The 17,441-nt window shown below is 65.5% G+C and carries 12 protein-coding genes; 8 read left to right on the top strand and 4 right to left on the bottom strand.

Annotation, left to right across the window (positions count from 1 at the left end):
* On the bottom strand, window positions 1–1,116 hold the full coding sequence (locus OHS58_RS10120; RefSeq protein ID WP_326952950.1) for a cytochrome P450: 1,116 nt from the start codon (window positions 1,114–1,116) through the stop codon (window positions 1–3).
* Window positions 1,117–1,633: 517 nt separating this feature from the next.
* Between OHS58_RS10120 and OHS58_RS10115 the strand changes: the two genes are divergently transcribed.
* From OHS58_RS10115 to OHS58_RS10080, 8 genes are all read left to right on the top strand, one after another.
* Window positions 1,634–3,238 carry an AMP-binding protein gene (locus OHS58_RS10115; protein ID WP_328648032.1) on the top strand — a complete coding sequence of 535 codons (1,605 nt, stop codon included), beginning with the start codon at window positions 1,634–1,636 and terminating at the stop codon, window positions 3,236–3,238.
* A gap of 1,546 nt (window positions 3,239–4,784) precedes the next feature.
* Window positions 4,785–5,078 (top strand): phosphopantetheine-binding protein, encoded by a 294-nt coding sequence (locus tag OHS58_RS48725; protein ID WP_442788207.1) that lies wholly within the window; start codon window positions 4,785–4,787, stop codon window positions 5,076–5,078.
* Entirely contained in the window at window positions 5,075–6,733 is a 1,659-nt protein-coding gene (locus tag OHS58_RS10105) for an amino acid adenylation domain-containing protein (RefSeq protein WP_328648031.1), read from the top strand. The genes OHS58_RS48725 and OHS58_RS10105 overlap by 4 nt, the downstream gene beginning before the upstream one ends.
* Window positions 6,734–6,750: 17 nt before the next feature.
* Window positions 6,751–8,034, top strand: a complete 1,284-nt coding sequence (locus OHS58_RS10100) for an MFS transporter (RefSeq protein WP_328648030.1) — start codon at window positions 6,751–6,753, stop codon at window positions 8,032–8,034.
* A gap of 120 nt (window positions 8,035–8,154) precedes the next feature.
* Entirely contained in the window at window positions 8,155–9,303 is a 1,149-nt protein-coding gene (locus OHS58_RS10095) for a glycine amidinotransferase (RefSeq protein WP_326950065.1), read from the top strand.
* A 12-nt stretch (window positions 9,304–9,315) separates the two neighbouring features.
* Complete coding sequence (locus OHS58_RS10090) at window positions 9,316–10,290, top strand: aldo/keto reductase (RefSeq protein ID WP_328648029.1); 975 nt, start codon at window positions 9,316–9,318, stop codon at window positions 10,288–10,290.
* Window positions 10,291–10,358: 68 nt separating this feature from the next.
* Window positions 10,359–11,282 carry a phytanoyl-CoA dioxygenase family protein gene (locus OHS58_RS10085; RefSeq protein ID WP_328648028.1) on the top strand — a complete coding sequence of 308 codons (924 nt, stop codon included), beginning with the start codon at window positions 10,359–10,361 and terminating at the stop codon, window positions 11,280–11,282.
* Between the two features lie 1,860 nt (window positions 11,283–13,142).
* Window positions 13,143–13,847 (top strand): FadR/GntR family transcriptional regulator, encoded by a 705-nt coding sequence (locus OHS58_RS10080; protein WP_326950068.1) that lies wholly within the window; start codon window positions 13,143–13,145, stop codon window positions 13,845–13,847.
* Window positions 13,848–13,851: 4 nt separating this feature from the next.
* On the opposite strand, the gene OHS58_RS10075 is transcribed toward OHS58_RS10080, so the two are convergent.
* From OHS58_RS10075 to OHS58_RS10065, 3 genes are read right to left on the bottom strand one after another with little or no spacing between them, the layout of a single operon-like run.
* Window positions 13,852–14,877: an ABC transporter permease gene (locus tag OHS58_RS10075; RefSeq protein WP_326950069.1), complete on the bottom strand. Its 1,026-nt coding sequence runs from the start codon at window positions 14,875–14,877 to the stop codon at window positions 13,852–13,854.
* Entirely contained in the window at window positions 14,867–16,369 is a 1,503-nt protein-coding gene (locus tag OHS58_RS10070) for a sugar ABC transporter ATP-binding protein (protein ID WP_328648027.1), read from the bottom strand. Before OHS58_RS10070 ends, OHS58_RS10075 begins: the two co-directional genes overlap by 11 nt.
* A 23-nt stretch (window positions 16,370–16,392) precedes the next feature.
* Window positions 16,393–17,439 (bottom strand): sugar ABC transporter substrate-binding protein, encoded by a 1,047-nt coding sequence (locus OHS58_RS10065; RefSeq protein WP_328648026.1) that lies wholly within the window; start codon window positions 17,437–17,439, stop codon window positions 16,393–16,395.
* Window positions 17,440–17,441: the final 2 nt, after the last annotated feature.

The following is a 17,441-nucleotide window of genomic DNA, read 5'->3' as shown; positions in this document are numbered from 1 at the left end:
CTAGCCACGGCTCACATGGGATATGGGCGGAGAAAAGCTCGTCGTCACATGCGGGCGGCGGCCGATTTGGGAGACCTTCAGGTGCTCCCTGCGCAGCATGGACACGGCGGCGGTGAGCCATTCGGTGGCGAACCGCGCACCGACGCAGGATCCTGGCCCACTCCCGAAGGCCAGCAGCTCTCGCGGAGAAGTATCCTGCCAGCGAGCAGGCTTGAACGAATGAGGGTCAGCCCAGAAGTCCGAGTGACGCTGAATCGCATACAAGAGTACGTGGAGATTATCGCCGGCCAAGGCGGAGATTGGCCCGATCGCCTGATCACTCGTCACATTGCGTCGGAGCCGCCACGAAGGGGGCCACAGCCGTAGGCACTCCAGCGCAATCCACTGGGGGTCGACTTCGTCAAGCTCCGAGCGCGGCAGCGGCCCGCGCAGAGATACTTGGTCCTGCGAGAACAACACTGTCAACAGCCAGGCCAGGGCGATGGACGTGGAAGCCACGAATGCCGCCGTCCGGCGCAGGTACAGGTCTCCGATTCTAGCCAGAAAGTCCGGCTCGTCTTCGAAGCCCAGATTCGCTGGAAAAAGTTCGGGCCAGGAGTTCGCTATACACTTTCCTGCTGCTACCGAGCAGTTCTCGAACAGTCGCTCGTTCCGGCGTTTCGTGATGGTGCCCAGGATCGTCGGCAGGAACACGCTCTCAAAGAAGGTGCGTACGACACGCTCGAGTTCTGGATCTTCCCCGCAACCCATGGGAACCTTGAGACCGTCAACCAGGCTCTGAACGCAGGTCGCATGCAGATCCCCGTCGGCAGAAAGGACACGCCGCAGGGCGATCTCTGCAGACTCCACCGGATCCTGCTCGTAGAGCCGCTGCACCACCCACCGGTTCAGTGCCCTCCGAGCCTCGTCAGGAAGTGGCCCCAGACCGCTACGCCAGAAGGGCGGCGTGCGCGCCACCGACTCCCCTCGTTCGGCCAACACCGAGCGAGCAAGTTCCGGATGACACACGACAATCTCGCCGGAGATGGTGCGATATGCCATCTTGCCGTAGCATTTTTTCTCGATCCTAACCATCTCTTTCCAGAGGTTGTCAGGATGGGAAAGCAGGCGCACCATCTAGTCGCTGACCCTTGCCAGTCGAAGCCTGCTCGCCCTAGGAGTATCGACAGGAAACAGTGGCACCAGATTCCAGCGCAGACTCTGGTCGCCCCCCATGATGGGAGCCATGAAACGAATCGACCGCATGACCCATTCCCCCATTTAACCTGGCACTGATATCTCTTTTTACTTTAGACTGAACAATTTTGTGTGTCAAGAGTGGCCCTCCTCTACGCATTAGTCCGACCTAGTGACTCTTCTCGTAACCTCGATGCGGTGAGTGATCTTCGCTGTCGGCAGGAGAGGCTGGTCCCGCGATGAAGTTGCGTGACAAGCCCGAGGGCGGCGGCTCGGCCGGATGGGGTCGCCTGCGGGTGCGGGTGGACAGGCCGATCCCGAACGGGTAGGACATCATCGAAGGTCCGCGCCGAAACGTGGGGTTCACGGCCGCTTCCCACGTGCTTGGATCGGGCTGGATGGCCAGATCGCAGTTCGCCGCACACACACCTCCTGTATCCCGTTGAGGATGGTAGCTATGGCCTATGGCCACTCCGCTCACGTCGATTCGTTCTCCCGAGACCACCTGCCGGCCCGGGAAACTTGGCCGGAGCTACTCGACACCTCGCCGTCGTACCCGGACGTCCTCAATTGTGCGAGCGTCCTCCTGACCGAAGCGGTGGAGCGGTTCGGGGCTGAGCAAGTGTGCATGGTGGACGATGCCGGGACGTGGACCTATGGCGAGCTCGCCGACACCGTCGACCGGCTCGCCCGGGTACTGACCGAGGTCTACGAATTGGTTCCGGGAAATCGCGTTCTACTCTACGGATCCAACTCGCCTTGGCTGGTCGCGTGCTGGTTCGCGACCGTGATGGCAGGCGGGGTGGCCGTGACGGTCGCGCCGGACCTCCGGAGCAAGGAGCTGGCCACGATCGCCGGGCTCAGTTCGGCTGGCCTTGCCCTGTGCGACGCAGGGGGCAGGTCCGAAGTGCTCGCGGCCGGTGTCGCCGGAATGACCCTCGCCTGCTTCGGCGACGACGACCCAGAGAACCTGTGTGGCTTGGCTCGCCGCGCGGAGCCCGGATTTGCCGGCGTTCCGACCGCGGCTGACGACGTTGCCCTCATCGCATTCACCTCGGGCACGACCGGTTCGCCCAAAGGATGCATGCACTTTCACCGAGACGTGCTGGCCGTCTGCGACACCTTCAGCACCCAGGTGCTGGCGCCGAGGTCGAGCGATGTGTTCGCCGGCACGCCACCACTAGGTTTCACCTACGGCCTGGGCGGCCTGGTACTGTTCCCCTTTCGGGCCGGAGCGCGCACCGTCTTCCCGAGTTACCCCGGGCCGGCCGGCCTGCTGGAGGCCATTCCCAAGCACCGCATCTCGGTACTGTTCACGGCACCATCGGCCTACCGCGCACTGCTCGACCACATCGCGGACGTGGATCTGAGCTCCCTGCGCCGATGCGTCTCGGCTGGTGAGCATCTACCCGTGCGGACCTGGCAATCATGGTACGAAGCAACCGGTCTCCGCATCATCGACGGGTTGGGCGCAACCGAACTGCTGCACATCTTCATCTCGGCCGCCGACGACGACATCCGGCCCGGCGCAACCGGACGGGTGGTCCCCGGCTGGCTGGCCAAGGTCGTGGACGAGAACGGGCAAGAGGTGCCCGACGGGACGCCGGGTCGGCTCGCCGTTCGCGGCCCGATCGGCTGCCGCTACCTGTATGGCGACCGTCAGTCCGAGTACGTCAAGTACGGCTGGAACATCACGGGCGACACCTACGTCCGGGACGCCGGCGGATACTTCTGGTACCAGGGCCGGTCGGACGACATGATCATCTCCGCCGGTCACAACATCTCCGCCGTCGAGGTCGAGTCCGTCCTGCTCACTCATCCGGCAGTCGCCGAGGCTGCGGTGGTCGGTAAACCCGACGATGAGCTCGGCCAGGTGGTGGCCGCCTACATTGTCATCCGGACCGGCCACCTTCCTGGCGCGGAGCTGGCGACGGAACTGCAGGACCACGTCAAGCGCTCCATCGCCGCCTACAAGCACCCGCGGCACATCGACTTCATCAAGAAGCTACCGCGGACCGCCACGAACAAGCTGCAGCGGTACAGGCTGCGGGAAGGCGAATGAGTTCACTCGCCGTCCGTCCCCTCCATCGCGTCGAGCTCACCGCCCGATGACCCGGACGCAGCCGCCGTGGCGGCGGTGTCTGCCGGCGTAGCACCGACGGTCGGCCTGGCCGGTGGGCGCCACGGCACCGGCAACGACGGCGTAGTTCGGCGCCGCCATGCGGGTCGTGACCCGGGTGAGGGTGGCTTCGGCGAGCGTAACGGATGCCCCGAAATCGCGCGGCGAGCCGGAAACAGGCTGCTCGACGCTGGAGAAACAAGCTGCTCGACGGCAGGTGGGACGGCGTACGAGAGGCTCCGACGCGGGCCGTCCGAGCCTGGTCGACAGTCGCGAAGTACCACCCGATTTCGTGCATGGCTGTGGCCACCCGGTGGAATGATCTTTTGCTGGAGCAATCCACCGTGGTCACGGAGTGGCGAGTCGAAGGCTTGTCATCGAGGTGGCTACGGCCCGTGGTGGCCGAGTTCGATTCGCCCCGGGGTCCACCGGCGACACGGCCGGTCGACTCCGGCAAGGCCATGAGCTGCGGGTGATGGCCACCCTGGTGGGCCCGCGTCGGTGTCACCGGTAGCCCTGTGATTGGTGGCATTGGTTCACTGCGTGGACCGGTCGCACTACGCGCACCGCAACGACATCTGCCCCTTGCCGGCAACCCATGGAGGTCGAGCGCGATACCGCGCGCACCTGAAGAAGTGGCGGGGCCCGGTCTGTCGTCACGGCCACTGCGAACCATCGACGCAGGACACACCGCCGCCGGATCGCTGCCCGGCCATCCCCCACCGACCGCGAAACATCTTTCACGGCTGTACTGTCGAGATGACCCCCGAACGAATTCCCTGGGCACCCGCCACCCTGTCGCCGACCACGCAGGACTTCGCTGACGACCTGCCATCCCGTCGTGCAGTTAATCAAAAACGAAGCACACTCAGGCGTCGCACTTCGTCAGCCGAAAGCAAGAGTGGCCTAACTGTAGTGGTAGTGGAAACGACCAGTGGGGTTCTTGCGCATAAGACGACCAAACCCCGCAGCACGAGCGATAAAACGAATCGACCGCATGGTCCACCTCCTCCCTCACCGTTCATATTACTGCTTAAGGAGCATTTTTGACGGTATAGCAGTCAACTTTGCATGTCAAGAGGATCACTCGCAGAGTAGTTGCGTTCCCGCACAGTCAATAGTCCATCACGATGATTTTCCGAACGACGCTCCGGCCGGAATGCGCGGCCCATTGGCGCTATGCGGCTACAGAAAGTGCTCCCCGTGGTGGCCGTGGTCACCCAGGGTGGCCAGAACGCAGCCGGTCCACGCCTGCAGGAACCTTCACGGACGTTTACGTCCCAGCATGGGCGCGATTGGCTCGCCCTTCTATCAACAGACCGAAATCCTGCTGGTCACGGGTATGCTCCTCGGGCAGACTCCGGGTACACTCCCCGGATAGACACATCGCTGGGGCTTGACGGATCGTCGAGTGTGGATCGACAGACAGTCGGACAGCGCGCTCGTCGTCGGCACACGGTAGCTGCGTAGCGACAGGGGGTACGTAACCGTGGTGTACAACCGCCAACAATTGGAGACGCTCGTCGGACAGGAGTTTGCCCGGGTGTTACGGGTGGACACGGTGCGCGGCGACGATGATTTCTTCTTGCTCGGAGGGCATTCCCTGCTCGTCGTACAACTGGCCCAAGCCATACAAGCCCAAGGCATAGATTTCGACTATGACTTCGTATTCCATGGGAGGAGTGTGCGGGGTGTCGTGGAGTGCATCCTTAACTCGTGTGACGCAACCGTCCAGCAGGCGTCCCCCCACCCCGCGCAGACTGATACCTCTCCGCGCCTGTGAGCACCGCAGAAGTCGATGCGTCGACGGTCACCGACGGATTTGCCGCTTCCGAGCCAAGAACCAAAATCGCGAGTATGGAATCTCTGACAGACCTGCTGCGCCGCCGTGCCGTCGAGGCGCCCGCCTCGATCGCCGTGGTCAGCGGCGACGACCAGGCGACCTACAGTGATCTGGACCGGGCGAGTGACGCCGCGGCACGTCGCCTGCTTCGTGCCGGGGTGCGCCCAGGCGAACTCGTCGGCTTGCTGGCGGATCGAGACATGGACACAATCGTTCTTCTCCTGGCCATTCTGAAGTGCGGCGCGGCGTATGTCCCCCTTGATCCGGGCTATCCCCGGCGTCGGTTGAACTTCATCGCCGAAGACGCCCAGATGACCCACATCGTGGGTGCACGGCGCACCGCGATAGCGGTGGGACTGCATGACCATCGGTTCACTGACTGCGACGCGGACGCCGCCGCCGACGATCCGACCTGTGTCGACCGATTCGACCGCCCGGCGGGTGACAGCGCAGCATACGTCATATACACCAGCGGTTCCACCGGAACACCCAAGGGGTGCGTGGTGACCCACCGCAACGTCCTCGCCATGCTCGACGGTGCACTGAACCTGTTCGACTTCTCACCGCACGACCGATGGGCGGTGGTCCACTCGTTCTGCTTCGACTTCTCGGTGTGGGAGCTTTGGGGGGCACTGTCCACGGGCGCGACCGCCGTACTGGCGCCGTGGAAGACGATCCTCGCCCCTGGGACGTTCGTCAGCTTCCTGAAGGAGAATCGGATAACGATCCTCAATCAGGTCCCCTCGGTCTTCCGCTACTTGGCGCAGGAGTGGATGGCGACCGATGATCGCCCGGCGGACGTTCGATACCTGATCTTCGGCGGCGAGAAGGTCTCCATGGATGTCGTCGACGCCTTCGTCGCGCGGCTCGGCCCCGCCGCTCCCTCGATGATCAACATGTACGGGATCACCGAGAACACGGTGCACTCGACCTTCAAACGGCTGGATGCGGGCACCCTGGCGGGTGCTGCGGCATCCCCGATCGGAGGTGGCCTGCCACATGTTGGCGTGCACGTACTGGATGCACGCCAACGGCCGACCGGTCGGGGGACGGTCGGCGAGTTGTGGCTGTCGGGTCCGAGCGTCATCACCGGCTACCTCAACCGGGAGGACCTGACCCGCGAACGCTTTCGGAAGCTGCCCGTCGGTGGCGGCGGCCAACCCACCCGCTGCTACCACACCGGCGACTTGGTCAGGGTGCTGCCCGATGGCGAGCTCGACTATGTGGGGCGAGTCGACCAGCAGGTCAAAGTACGTGGATATCGGATCGAACTGCAGGAGGTCGAGACCATTCTCCAGATGAACCCGTTGGTGCGCGAGGCAGCGGTCGTTGCGGTGGAGACCCACTTGGGAACAACCTTGGCCGCCATGATCGTGGCGGCCGAGCCGGTGGCCACCGACGTGGTCGCACGGGTCGCCGACGACCTGCGACAGACGGCACCTGCGTACATGGTCCCTGGACTCTATCGCGTAGTGGACCAGCTCCCGTTGACGTTGTCGGGCAAGCGGGACTCGGCAGCCATCATCGCCGAGTTCGCATCGGACGCGCCGTCGGCGACGTCGCCGAGCCCACTGCCCAGGTTGCAACAGCCATGAGCGATGGGAATGGTCGAATGACTCAGCTCGTTCCGTTGCGCCGCAACACCACGTTCCAGCTGCTGTGGGCGGGTAGTGCGATCTCCTCGGTGGGCACGGAACTGACCCGCCTGGCCACGCCACTGCTGGTGTTGGCGACGACGGGGTCCGCGGTGTTGGCAGCCGTGGTCGCCGGAACACGTAGTGCGGCGGCTCTCCTCGCACAGATCCCCGCCGGCGTGTGGGTGGATCGATGGGACCGCCGCAGAACGCTGGTAACCAGCCAGGCGGTTCAGGCCGGCACGGCCGCAGTCCTGGCAGTGGCGGTCCTTGGTGGCGAGAAATGGATCTGGGCGTTCGTTCCGCTCGCGGTGGTGGACGGGATCTGCAGCTGCTTCGTTGGGCCGGTTCGGACTACCGCAATCGGTAGCGTGGTGCCTCCGCCGCAGCTCCGCCAGGCATTCGCGCAGGAAGAGGCGCGCAGCCTCGCCGCCCGGCTCGTCGGGCCGCCCTTGGGCGGGCTCCTGTACAGTTTCGGGCGCACGATACCCTTCCTCGTCGACGCGGTCACGTTCCTCGCCGCCACAATCTGTGCCGTACTTGCCAAAGTACCCCGGCGCCCGGTTCTGACATCCGAACCTTCCTCCGCCAGCTCCGCCGAGGAAGCCAGGAAGCCGAGCATGCGAGCGGAACTCGGCGAAGCGTTCACCTGGATCTGGCGGCAGCGCGGTCTGCGCAACATCACCGGCGCGGTGCTGATCCTCAACCTGATCGGCGGCGCGTTCCTGCTTCCGGTCATCGTGCTCGTCCAGGAACGCGGCGGCAGTGACGTGGCCACGGGGATCGTGCTGGCCGGGATCGGGATCGGGGGGCTGGTGGGCGCGATCGCAGCGCCCCGCACCGGCAACATCCTGCCGCCCGGGAAGTTGCTGCTGGCAGTCCTGGGGACGTTCGGCGCCTGCCTTGCCACGATGGCGCTGCCGCTGGGACCCTGGTGGCCAACGATCCCGCTGATCTGTCTGTCGCTGGCAACACCGGCGCTCAATGTCGTGATGGGCGCAGTGTTCGTTCAACTGGTGCCCAAGGAAATGCTCGGCCGGATGGATGCCGTGCTCACCGTGTGCGAACGGTCGCTGGCACCTCTTGGCCCACCCCTCGGCGGCTTCCTCGCGGCGGCCATCGGCGGGGCGAACGCACTGATCATCCTCGGCTGCGTGCTCGTGCTGACCGCAGTCGTCGCCGCGCTCAGCCGCGAACTGCGCGATTTCACCGGCGATGATCGCCCCGTCGACGCCCCGGGCGAGGCGGCAGAGCACAGCTGACACCGACATCGTTCGGCGGCCAGAATGCATATGTGAACGCTGCCGTGATGTTGGTAACCATCATCGAGAAAACACGGGACGAACCTCCGGACACAGTCACCAGCATGCAAATGGAGAAATATGAAGCTCAATAGCTTTGACGAATGGTCCCCACTCAAAGAAGTTGTCCTGGGTTCTGCCCAGAACTACACCATGCATGAGCGAGACCTGTCCTTCGACATGTTCTTCTACGATCAGCTGGCCGATCAGAAGTCCTTCTACGACCACATGTACTACCCCCGGCTGACGCCCTTGTCCGGGCAAGCCGAGTCCGAAGCGCCCCCTCGCTTCCCCATCAAGAGGCAGTACGTCGAAGAGCTCAACGAAGACGTCGAGGGGATGGCAGACCTGTTGACAGGGTTGGGTGTCACGGTGCACCGTCCGCTGGCAGTGGACGACAATATCGAGGTCCGGACACCAGCCTGGACGGCGTCCGTAGTACCTCCGCTCAACGTCCGCGACAATACCCTGGTTCTCGGCGACGAGATCATCGAAACTCCCCCCATGCTGCGGTCGCGATATTTCGAGACCCAGTTCCTCAAGCCGATCTTCCACAAGTACTTCAACGAGGGGGCGCGCTGGACGGTGATGCCTCGACCGTTGATGACCGACTCGTCGTTCGATCCCTCCTATGTCAAGGGTGGCCTGGTCGAACTGGTGCGCGATCCCCAACCAGGCCCGCTCGACGTTGGTTTCGAGATGATGTTCGACGCCGCACAGTGCGTGCGACTGGGCAAACACATCCTGGTCAATATGACCACAGCGAACCACCGCATGGCCGGCGATTGGCTCCGTCGTCACCTGGCCGATCGCTTCACGATCCTGCCGGTCTACGCACTGGCCGACAGTCACATCGACAGCATGATTCTTCCACTTCGGCCTGGCCTGTTACTGGTGCGAACCCCGGCAATTTTCAACGCGCTCCCAGATGAGTTGCAGAAATGGGATGTCATTTATGCACCTGAACCTCAGGAGAACAACTTCCCGACGTACGACGACGACGACCTCGTACTCACCACCAAGTACATCGACCTCAACGTCCTGTCGGTCGGCCCGGACACGGTTCTGGCCAACGAGGCCAACCCGGAACTCGTCCGCACACTTGAAAGGCACGGTTTCACTGTCGGCACGTTCCGGCACCGGCATCGACGCCTCTTCGGCGGTGGGCTGCACTGCTTCACACTCGACACGGTTCGCGAAGGCTCCGAGGCCGCGGACTACCTCTCCTGAGCGGGTGCGAAATTGAGGACCACCATCCTGGGGTCAGGACTGTCCACGTCAGCTCTCGGGCTCGGCTGTGCCGGCCTTGCCGCTCGAGGAATCGCCGGCGCGCGCAGCGTCCGGCGGTATGTCGCTCGGGCGGTCGAGCTAGGTGTCACAATGCTGGACACCGCCGATGTCTACGGTGCCCAGCTCGGCGAAAACGAACGTCTCGTCGGCCGCGCAATCACACGGCGTAGCGATATCGTCGTGGCTACCAAGTTTGGGCTTCGTTTCGGACAGCAGGGCGCCATCCGCGTCGACAGCAGCGCCGAATGGGCGCGACAGGCCTGCCACGATTCTCTGCAGCGCTTGGGCACGGATTATTTGGATCTCTACTATCTGCACCGGCGGAACGCCGACATTCCGATCGAGGAAACGGTGAGCGCGATGGCAGAACTCGTGCGGCGCGGTGACGTCCGGCACATCGGTCTGTCCGAGGTCAATAGCCAGACCGTGCGCTCCGCGCACGCCATCCACCCCATCAGCGTGGTCCAGATCGAGTACTCTCTGCTTACCCGCTTCGCCGAACGGGAACTGCTGGGCGTGTGCCGGCAGTTGAACATTGGAATCGCCGCCTATCGTCCATTCGGCGCCGGTCTTCTCACGGGGCAGTTCTCCACACCATCAGCCTTGCGCCCGTCTGATTATCGCCGTCAAAGTCCACGGTGGAGCGAAGACAACCTGCGCATGAATCTCAAGCTGTCCGAGCGCGTCCGCTCGATCGCCGAGGCTGCGGGGTGCACGCCCGCCCAGTTGGCGTTGGCATGGCTGTGGAGCCGAGATCGGGACATCGTCCCGATCTCCGGTACCACGAAGTTCAAGCATCTTCGCGACAACGTCCAGGCCGCACAGCTGACCGTTCCGGCGGAGCTCCTCGCCCAGCTCGAGGACCTCGACCAGTACGTACTGGGAGATCGCTACTCCGCAGCACAGATGAAACTGCTCGACCTCTGACCCGATCTGATGAAGCGGGGTCGGTGCCAGGTACCGGAATTCCGTCGAAGGGATCATGGTGAAGCCCAATGATCGATCATAAGTACGTGTCGCATTTCAAGGCCTTCGGGTTCGTCGTACTCCGCGGGCTGCTGACCGAGGCCGAGGCGGCGCAGCTTCGCGCCGAATCCGTCGAGGCCCTGACGGGCGGGTACGGCGATCAAGTCTGGCAGGGCGGCACCGAGGCCGAGGTCGCCGCGGTGCCCGCTTATGTGATTCCCACCATGAACGCCGATACTCCGTTGGCCGCGAGTCTCGTGGCCGACGACCCCAGGTTCTGGCAGGCATCGCACTATCTGTTGGGAGGGCCAACCGTCCCGACCAACAGCGCAGCGGTGTGCTACCGCGCCAACACGAGGTGGCACGCCGACATGGCCGCCGATGTGCAGGGCGTCAAGTTCATGATTTACCTGGATGCGTGCTCTCCTGAATCGGGTCAACTCCAGGTGATGCCCGGATCGCACCTGATTCCGACAAAGGCCGCCTTCTGGGAGCACATGAGCCAGGACCCGGACCGGCAGGGCTTGCCGATAGGGTGGCGCGATTGGCCCGTACCCTCCTATTCGATTGGAACGGAGCCGGGCGACGTGGTCGCCTTTCACTCGGGTTTGTTGCATGCGTCCGCAGGAGGAAACCTCAGGTTGGCGTGGGACACCTCCTACTTCCTCAATCCCGCCCTGAGCGGCACTGAACAGGGCGAGATGGTACGGGACGCCATCTTGTTCACCGGTGACTACTCAGGACACTCCTACGACCACGAGAAGTGGACGACATGGCGGGACTGGGTCGCCTCGGCGGACACCGATCCACGAAGGACCGCCATCCGGCGGCTGGAGCGACTCGGCGTACTGGGAGTGGACGGGGCAGACGTCGGTACTCCCCACTGGCAACCCAGGCTTACCAATCCCGTCCCGTTCTTCTCCGGCGCGCCGTACAAGCCGCGACCAAATTAGGGCAGCCGTGAATCAGGGCGTCCCAGCCTCGATGATTCGCGCTTGACGTCGGTCCGTCCCGCCCGGCTGCCTTGGTCGGTGCTGATCGGTGGGGTGGGGTTCCGGCTGTCGCGGCGGTGGGCGTGGTCTCCTTGGTCTTCCGGCCGTCGGACGGCGGCTGGGCTGGGCCGGCCGCGGCGGGCAGGGCCCCGCGAAGTCGATCCTGTGGGTGCCGAAAACTTTGTCACATCATGCGACCTGCTGATATTCGTGGATCAGTCCACCGAGCCGATCACGCCGACGAACCCGCCCGACGCCAGCCATCCGCACGGGAACCAGCACCTGGTCGGGCGGTCGTCGGCCCAACGAGCGATGAGGTCGATGCCGGTTGAAGTGATCGACGTACTCGGGCCAGCACCTGCTCCAGATGACGCCCGTTGACGAGCGTCCACAGAGAGCCTCGAGGACCTAGCCCGCTGGTCGAGTTACTTCGGTGACCAGTTCAACACGTGGCCGGCGATCGCCCGACAATGGTTGGAGCTTTGGACGGGGCAGACCATCGCGCCCGACTTGATCAACAGGGTGGAGACCGAAGGTCACATCGCGCGAAGCGACGGCGCCGGCTTCCTCTCGGGTTGGGTTCGCCCGCTCGGCCCGATTTACATCCAGCACCTCAAAGCTGCGATCGGAAGCCGGCATCTGCCGTCGGCATGCGCTTACGCCAGTGAGTCTTCAGGACCTCCGGACGAGTGGGCCTTCCTCCTTCGGTCGACACGAGCAACCGATGGTCGGATCGCTCGATGCTGAAGGCGGTGCAGGGGCGCGGTGGAAGCAAGCTGCCGACCGATTGGCTCGTCCCCGTAATCTTGCTGTTCACGGGGGCAGGAGACCGACACGGGATGAATTGTCGTGACGGACGGTACGCGCAGACCCGAGTTCCGAGCCAGATCTGGTATCGCCGCCCAACTCGACCAGGCGTGCGGAGGGAACCGCGTTCACCACATTGAGCTTGGACTACACACCCTACGACTTGTCGTCATTTGGGCGGCACGTCGACGCTCGGCGGCGACGCGGACATCGTTGGTCGCCGCAGAATTCCGAAGAGTCGCCGCGCCGCCCTTACGCGGAGTGTCGCCGCCGAGCCCATCGGGCACTAGTCCATCTGTGTGATGTTCCGGCCGGCGACTCAACCAGCCTGTTTCCGATGGAGTGAACGCCGTGCAGCTGTCCTTACGCCAGAAGGCAGGAACGATGAAATCCTGGACCGCAAAGATCATGATCGCCGCGACACTCACGACTGCCGGGTTGTCCCTTCCCCTGGCGTCGCCGGCATCCGCAGCTCCCAACTACTGCAGCGCCTTGAAGTACAACAACGGGACGACGGCCTACTGCTACGCGTCAGCTTCGGGGACGCAGTTCCGAGCAGTTGCCCGCTGTCGGTACCTGACTCCCAGTGGCAGCTTCGACTACTCCAACTACTACGGACCTTGGCGGACACAGGGCGACCCCCTTTCATCCATCGCAGTTTGTGCTGCCGGGTGGAACTTCTTCGAGCCCAACGCCCAACTGAAATGATGATGCTCACCGGGACGGTCCAGTCGCCGGGATTGCGGAGCCGGCCGGCGTGAAGCTGCTGATCCGATACCAGACCCTGGTCGCGACGATCAACGGCGTGCCCGTGCCGGACGCGGACCCGGACAAGGCGGCGGCACTCCGCGAGTGGATCGCCACAGCGCCGGCTTGATGGAACATCACATGTCTCGGCAACCGTGAGCGAGCCAGTCGCCTTGTTCTCGTCGAATCAGGCGAAAACTCACTACTCTCGCGACATTCATCATATGGCTGTTAGGATCTCGGGCAGTTCACTGCCCGAGGAGCACCATGGCGAGGTCTCTGACCGACGACGCGATCGACCGGATCCGGGAGTTCGTCCGGTCCGGGCGGTTCCCCGCGGGCTCCCGGCTGCCGCCCGAGCACGAACTGGCCACCGAACTGGGCATCTCCCGCAGCCCCACCCGGGAAGCCGTGAAGGCACTGGAGCTGGCCCGGGTCCTCGAAGTCCGGCGCGGTGACGGCACCTACGTCACCAGCCTCGCGCCCAGCCTGCTGCTGGAAGGCCTGGGCAACGCGGTGTCGCTGATGGAAGGCAGCGTGCTCGAGCTGACCGAGGTGCGCCGCCTCCTGGAGCCCGCCGCGACCGGCGTCGCCGCCACCAGGATCACCGACGCCCAGCTCCGCACCGTCGCCGAACTGCTCGACGCGATGCAGGAGGCGGTCGAGGACGTCGAGCGCCTGACGGTGCTCGACGCCGCGTTCCACCGAGCGGTGGTCACCGCGTCGGGCAACGAAACCCTGACCGCGCTGCTGGACGGCATCTCCTCGCGCACGCTGCGGGCGAGGATCTGGCGCGGCACCGTCGACCGAGGCGTCACGCACGTGACCCTGGCGCAGCACAAGGCGATCTACGACGCCCTGGCCGGGCGCGACCCCGCCGTGGCCACCGCGGCCGCGCTGATGCACGTGGACACGTCCGAACGCTGGCTGCGCGCCCACCTGGCCGAGCTGCCGATCCTCGGCGAGCAGTAGCGGCTCAGCTCTGCCGCTTGCCGCTGGTGATCCGGGACATCACCAGCGCGACCAGGATGATCGTGCCGTTGAGCGCCCCGATCCACTGCGCGGGCACCCCGGCCAGCGTCAGCACGTTCTGGATCATGTACAGCAGCAGGATCCCGGTGAAAGCCCCGAAAAGCGTGCCTCGGCCGCCGTTCAGGCTGACCCCGCCGATCACCGCCGCGGCGAAGACGGTGAAGATGTAGCCGTTGCCCTGCCCCGCGGCCACGGACGCGAGCCGGCCCGAGAGCAGCAGCCCGCCGAGCGCGGCCAGCACACTCGCCCCGATCAGGACGATCCACACGACCCGATCGGTCCGGATGCCCGCCGCCTTCGCCGCGTCTTCGTTGCCGCCGATCGCGTAGAGGCTGCGGCCGAACCGGGTGTGGCCGAGCAGGACGACGCCGCCGGCGAACAGCAGCACGCAGATCCAGATGGACGCCGGAATCCCGGCCCACAACGTGGTTCCGAGGTAGAGCATCGCATCGGGCATGCCGAAGAACGTCTGGCCGCCGGAGATCCCGGTCAGCAGGCCGCGCAGCACGATCAGCATGCCGAGGGTGACCACGAACCCGCTCAGCCCGAACCGGACGATCAGCAGGGCGTTGAGCGCACCCACCAGCACTCCGACCACGAGCACCAGCGGCACCGCCGTCCACGCGGGCAGGAGGCCGAGCGAATGGCCGCCGTCGATCGTCAGCCAGGCCGCCACGCCGGGAGCCAGGCCGAACGTGGACTCCAGCGACAGGTCCATCCGGCCGACGACCAGGACCAGCGTCTGGGCCAGCACGAGCAGGGCGATCTCCGACATGGTCTGCAGGATGTTGATCACGTTGTCGTACTGGAGGAACACGGGGTTCACCAGCTGGCCGACCACGGCGATCGCGACGATCCCGGGTACCAGCGCGAAGTCGCGCACACGGGCCAGCGCGATCCGCCGCGGCGGCCGGGTGGCGGCGGGTTCGGTCCGTGCCTCGGCACGCACGGCGACAGGGCTATCCGGCATCGAGATCGACTCCTTCCATGGCGGCCACGACCTCGTGGTCCGGCCGGCCGGCGGGGATTTCCGCGGTGAGCCGCCCGCGGACCAGCACGAGCACGCGGTCGCAGAGGCGCAGGTCGTCCAGCTCGTCCGAGGCGATCAGCACCGCGGTGCCCCCGGCGGCGGCCTCGGCCACCTTGCCGAGCAGGAACTCCTTCGACCGCACGTCCACCCCCGCGGTCGGGGTGATCAGCACGAGCACCCGGGGATCGCCGGCCAGGGCCCGGGCCATGACGACCTTCTGCTGGTTGCCGCCGGAGAGCGCCGACACCGCCAGTTCCGGCCCGGGCGTCTTCACCTCCAGCCGGTCGATCAGCGCCCCGGCCAGCCGGTCGCGAAGACCGGCCCGGACGAAGACGCCGGGACCGAGCCGGTCCATGACGGACAGGGTGGTGTTGTCCGCGACCGACATCTCGGGCACGAGTCCCTGGTGGTGGCGGTCTTCCGGGACGAAGCCGATCCCGGCGGCGAGCGCCGCCGGGACGTCGCCGGGGCGAGGACGGTGTTCCCCGACGAGGATGGTTCCCGAACCGGCCTTTCGCAGCCCGGTCAGCGTTTCGGCGACCTCGGTCTTACCACTGCCGCCGGCCCCGGCCAGGCCGACGATCTCCCCCGGCGCGACGTCGAAGGAGACGTCCTCGTACGTGGGAGCGAGGCTCAGCCCGCGCACCCGGAGCACCGGCGGCACCCCGAGCCGGGCCGAGGACGCGCGTTCTTGGGCCACGACGGCGTTCTCCCCCGTCATCGCCGCGACGAGGGCGGCCTTCGGCAGCTCGGCGACGGGCGCGGTCAGGACGTGCCGGGCGTCGCGGAAGACCGTGACCGTGTCGCAGATCTCGTACACCTCCTGCAGGTGGTGGCTGATGAACAGGAACGTCACGCCCTGGCGCTGCAGGTCGGCGATGTGCCCGAACAGCCGGGTGATGGCGCCGCCGTCCAGCTGCGCGGTCGGCTCGTCGAGGATGACGAACCGCGCGCCGAAGGACAACGCCCGCGCGATCTCGACGAACTGCCGCTGCTCGACCCCGAGCTCACCCGCGGGCCGGCGGACGTCGACGTCGACCGACCAGCGTTCGAGCAGCTGGGTGGCCGCCCGACGCACCGCGGACCAGCGGACGAATCCGCGCACGGTCTCTTGCCGGTTCAGGAACAGGTTCTCCGCCACCGACAGGTCCGGGATGATCGTCGAGTGCTGGTACACGCAGGCGACCAGCGACCGCCAGGCGTCCCGCTCGGACCGTCCCGGCGCGGGCTCGCCGTTCATCTTCAACGAGCCGGAATCCGGTTGACCCAGGCCCGTGAGGACGGAGACGAGCGTCGACTTCCCGGCACCGTTGCGGCCGACGAGCGCGTGCGTCTGTCCCGGTAGGACGGTGAGGTCGGCGTGGTCCAGCGCGACGGTGGCGCCGTAGCGCTTGACCACCTGCCGCGCTTCGACGACCGGCACGGTACCCATGTCCACCTCCACTTCGAAGCCGGTCAGCTCTTGCTGTTGCCCCACAGGGACTTGTCGTCGACCTTGACGCTCGCGACCGGGCCGAAGGTGGCCCCGTCCGCGGTGACCAGCGGCGCGGCCAGCTGGTCCTCCGTCAGGCCGTCGCGGATGGCCACGATGGTGCTGTCGTGGTCGGTCTTGCCCGGCACCGGCTTCTTGCCCGCGATGGCGTCCTTGACGTACTGCAGCGCGTACTTGGCGAACAGGTCCGCGGGCTGGGAGACCGTCGCGTCCATCTCGCCGGCGCGGATCTTCTCGAGCTCCTCGGGAATCCCGTCGTTGGACACGATGAACACGTGCTTCGGGTCGGCGGCCGGCACGAGCAGGCCCCGTTGCTTCAGCAACTGCAACGTCCCCGCGAGAGCGAAGCTGGACTGCATGTAGACGCCCTTGATGTCCGGGTTCGCGGTCAGCCTGGTCTGGAGTTTCTGGGCCGCGGTGCCGGCGTCCCAGTTGGTGGCCTCACCGAAGACCGTGATGCCGGGGAAGTTCTGCTTCATGCAGTCGTTGAAGGCCTCGGTGCGGTCCCGCCCGTTGATCGACGCGAGGTCGCCCTGCAGCATCACGACCTTCCCCTGGCCGGCGAGCTTCGTGCCGAGGAACCGGCACGCCTTCTCCCCGTAGGCGCGGTTGTCCGCCCGCACGACCATGTAGACGTCACCCTGGTCGGGGCGGGTGTCGACGGACACGACCGGGATCTTCTTCCCGGCCAGCTGCTGCAGCGTCGGGATGATCGCCGCGGTGTCCTGCGGCGCCATGACGACACCTTTGACGCCCTGGCTGATCATCGTCTGCACGTTGGCGGTCAGGGTGGCGACGTCGTTCTGCGAGTTCGTGGTCTTGAGTTCCAGTCCCAGCTGACCGGCCAGCTGGGGCACGTACTTGATGTAGGCGTTCCAGAAGTCGGTGTCCGAGCGGGGGTAGTCGACGCCGATGACGGTGCCGCCGGACGCGGTGGTGCCCCCGCCGCTGCAACCGGCGAGCACGCCGGCCGCGACGAGCGCGGCCGAGCACAGGTAGCGGATCTTCATGA

This window comes from Amycolatopsis sp. NBC_00348 (assembly GCF_036114655.1).
Taxonomy (GTDB): Bacteria; Actinomycetota; Actinomycetes; order Mycobacteriales; family Pseudonocardiaceae; genus Amycolatopsis.
Note: the sequence above shows the minus strand (reverse complement) of the source record. Positions and strands in the feature narration are given on the sequence as shown.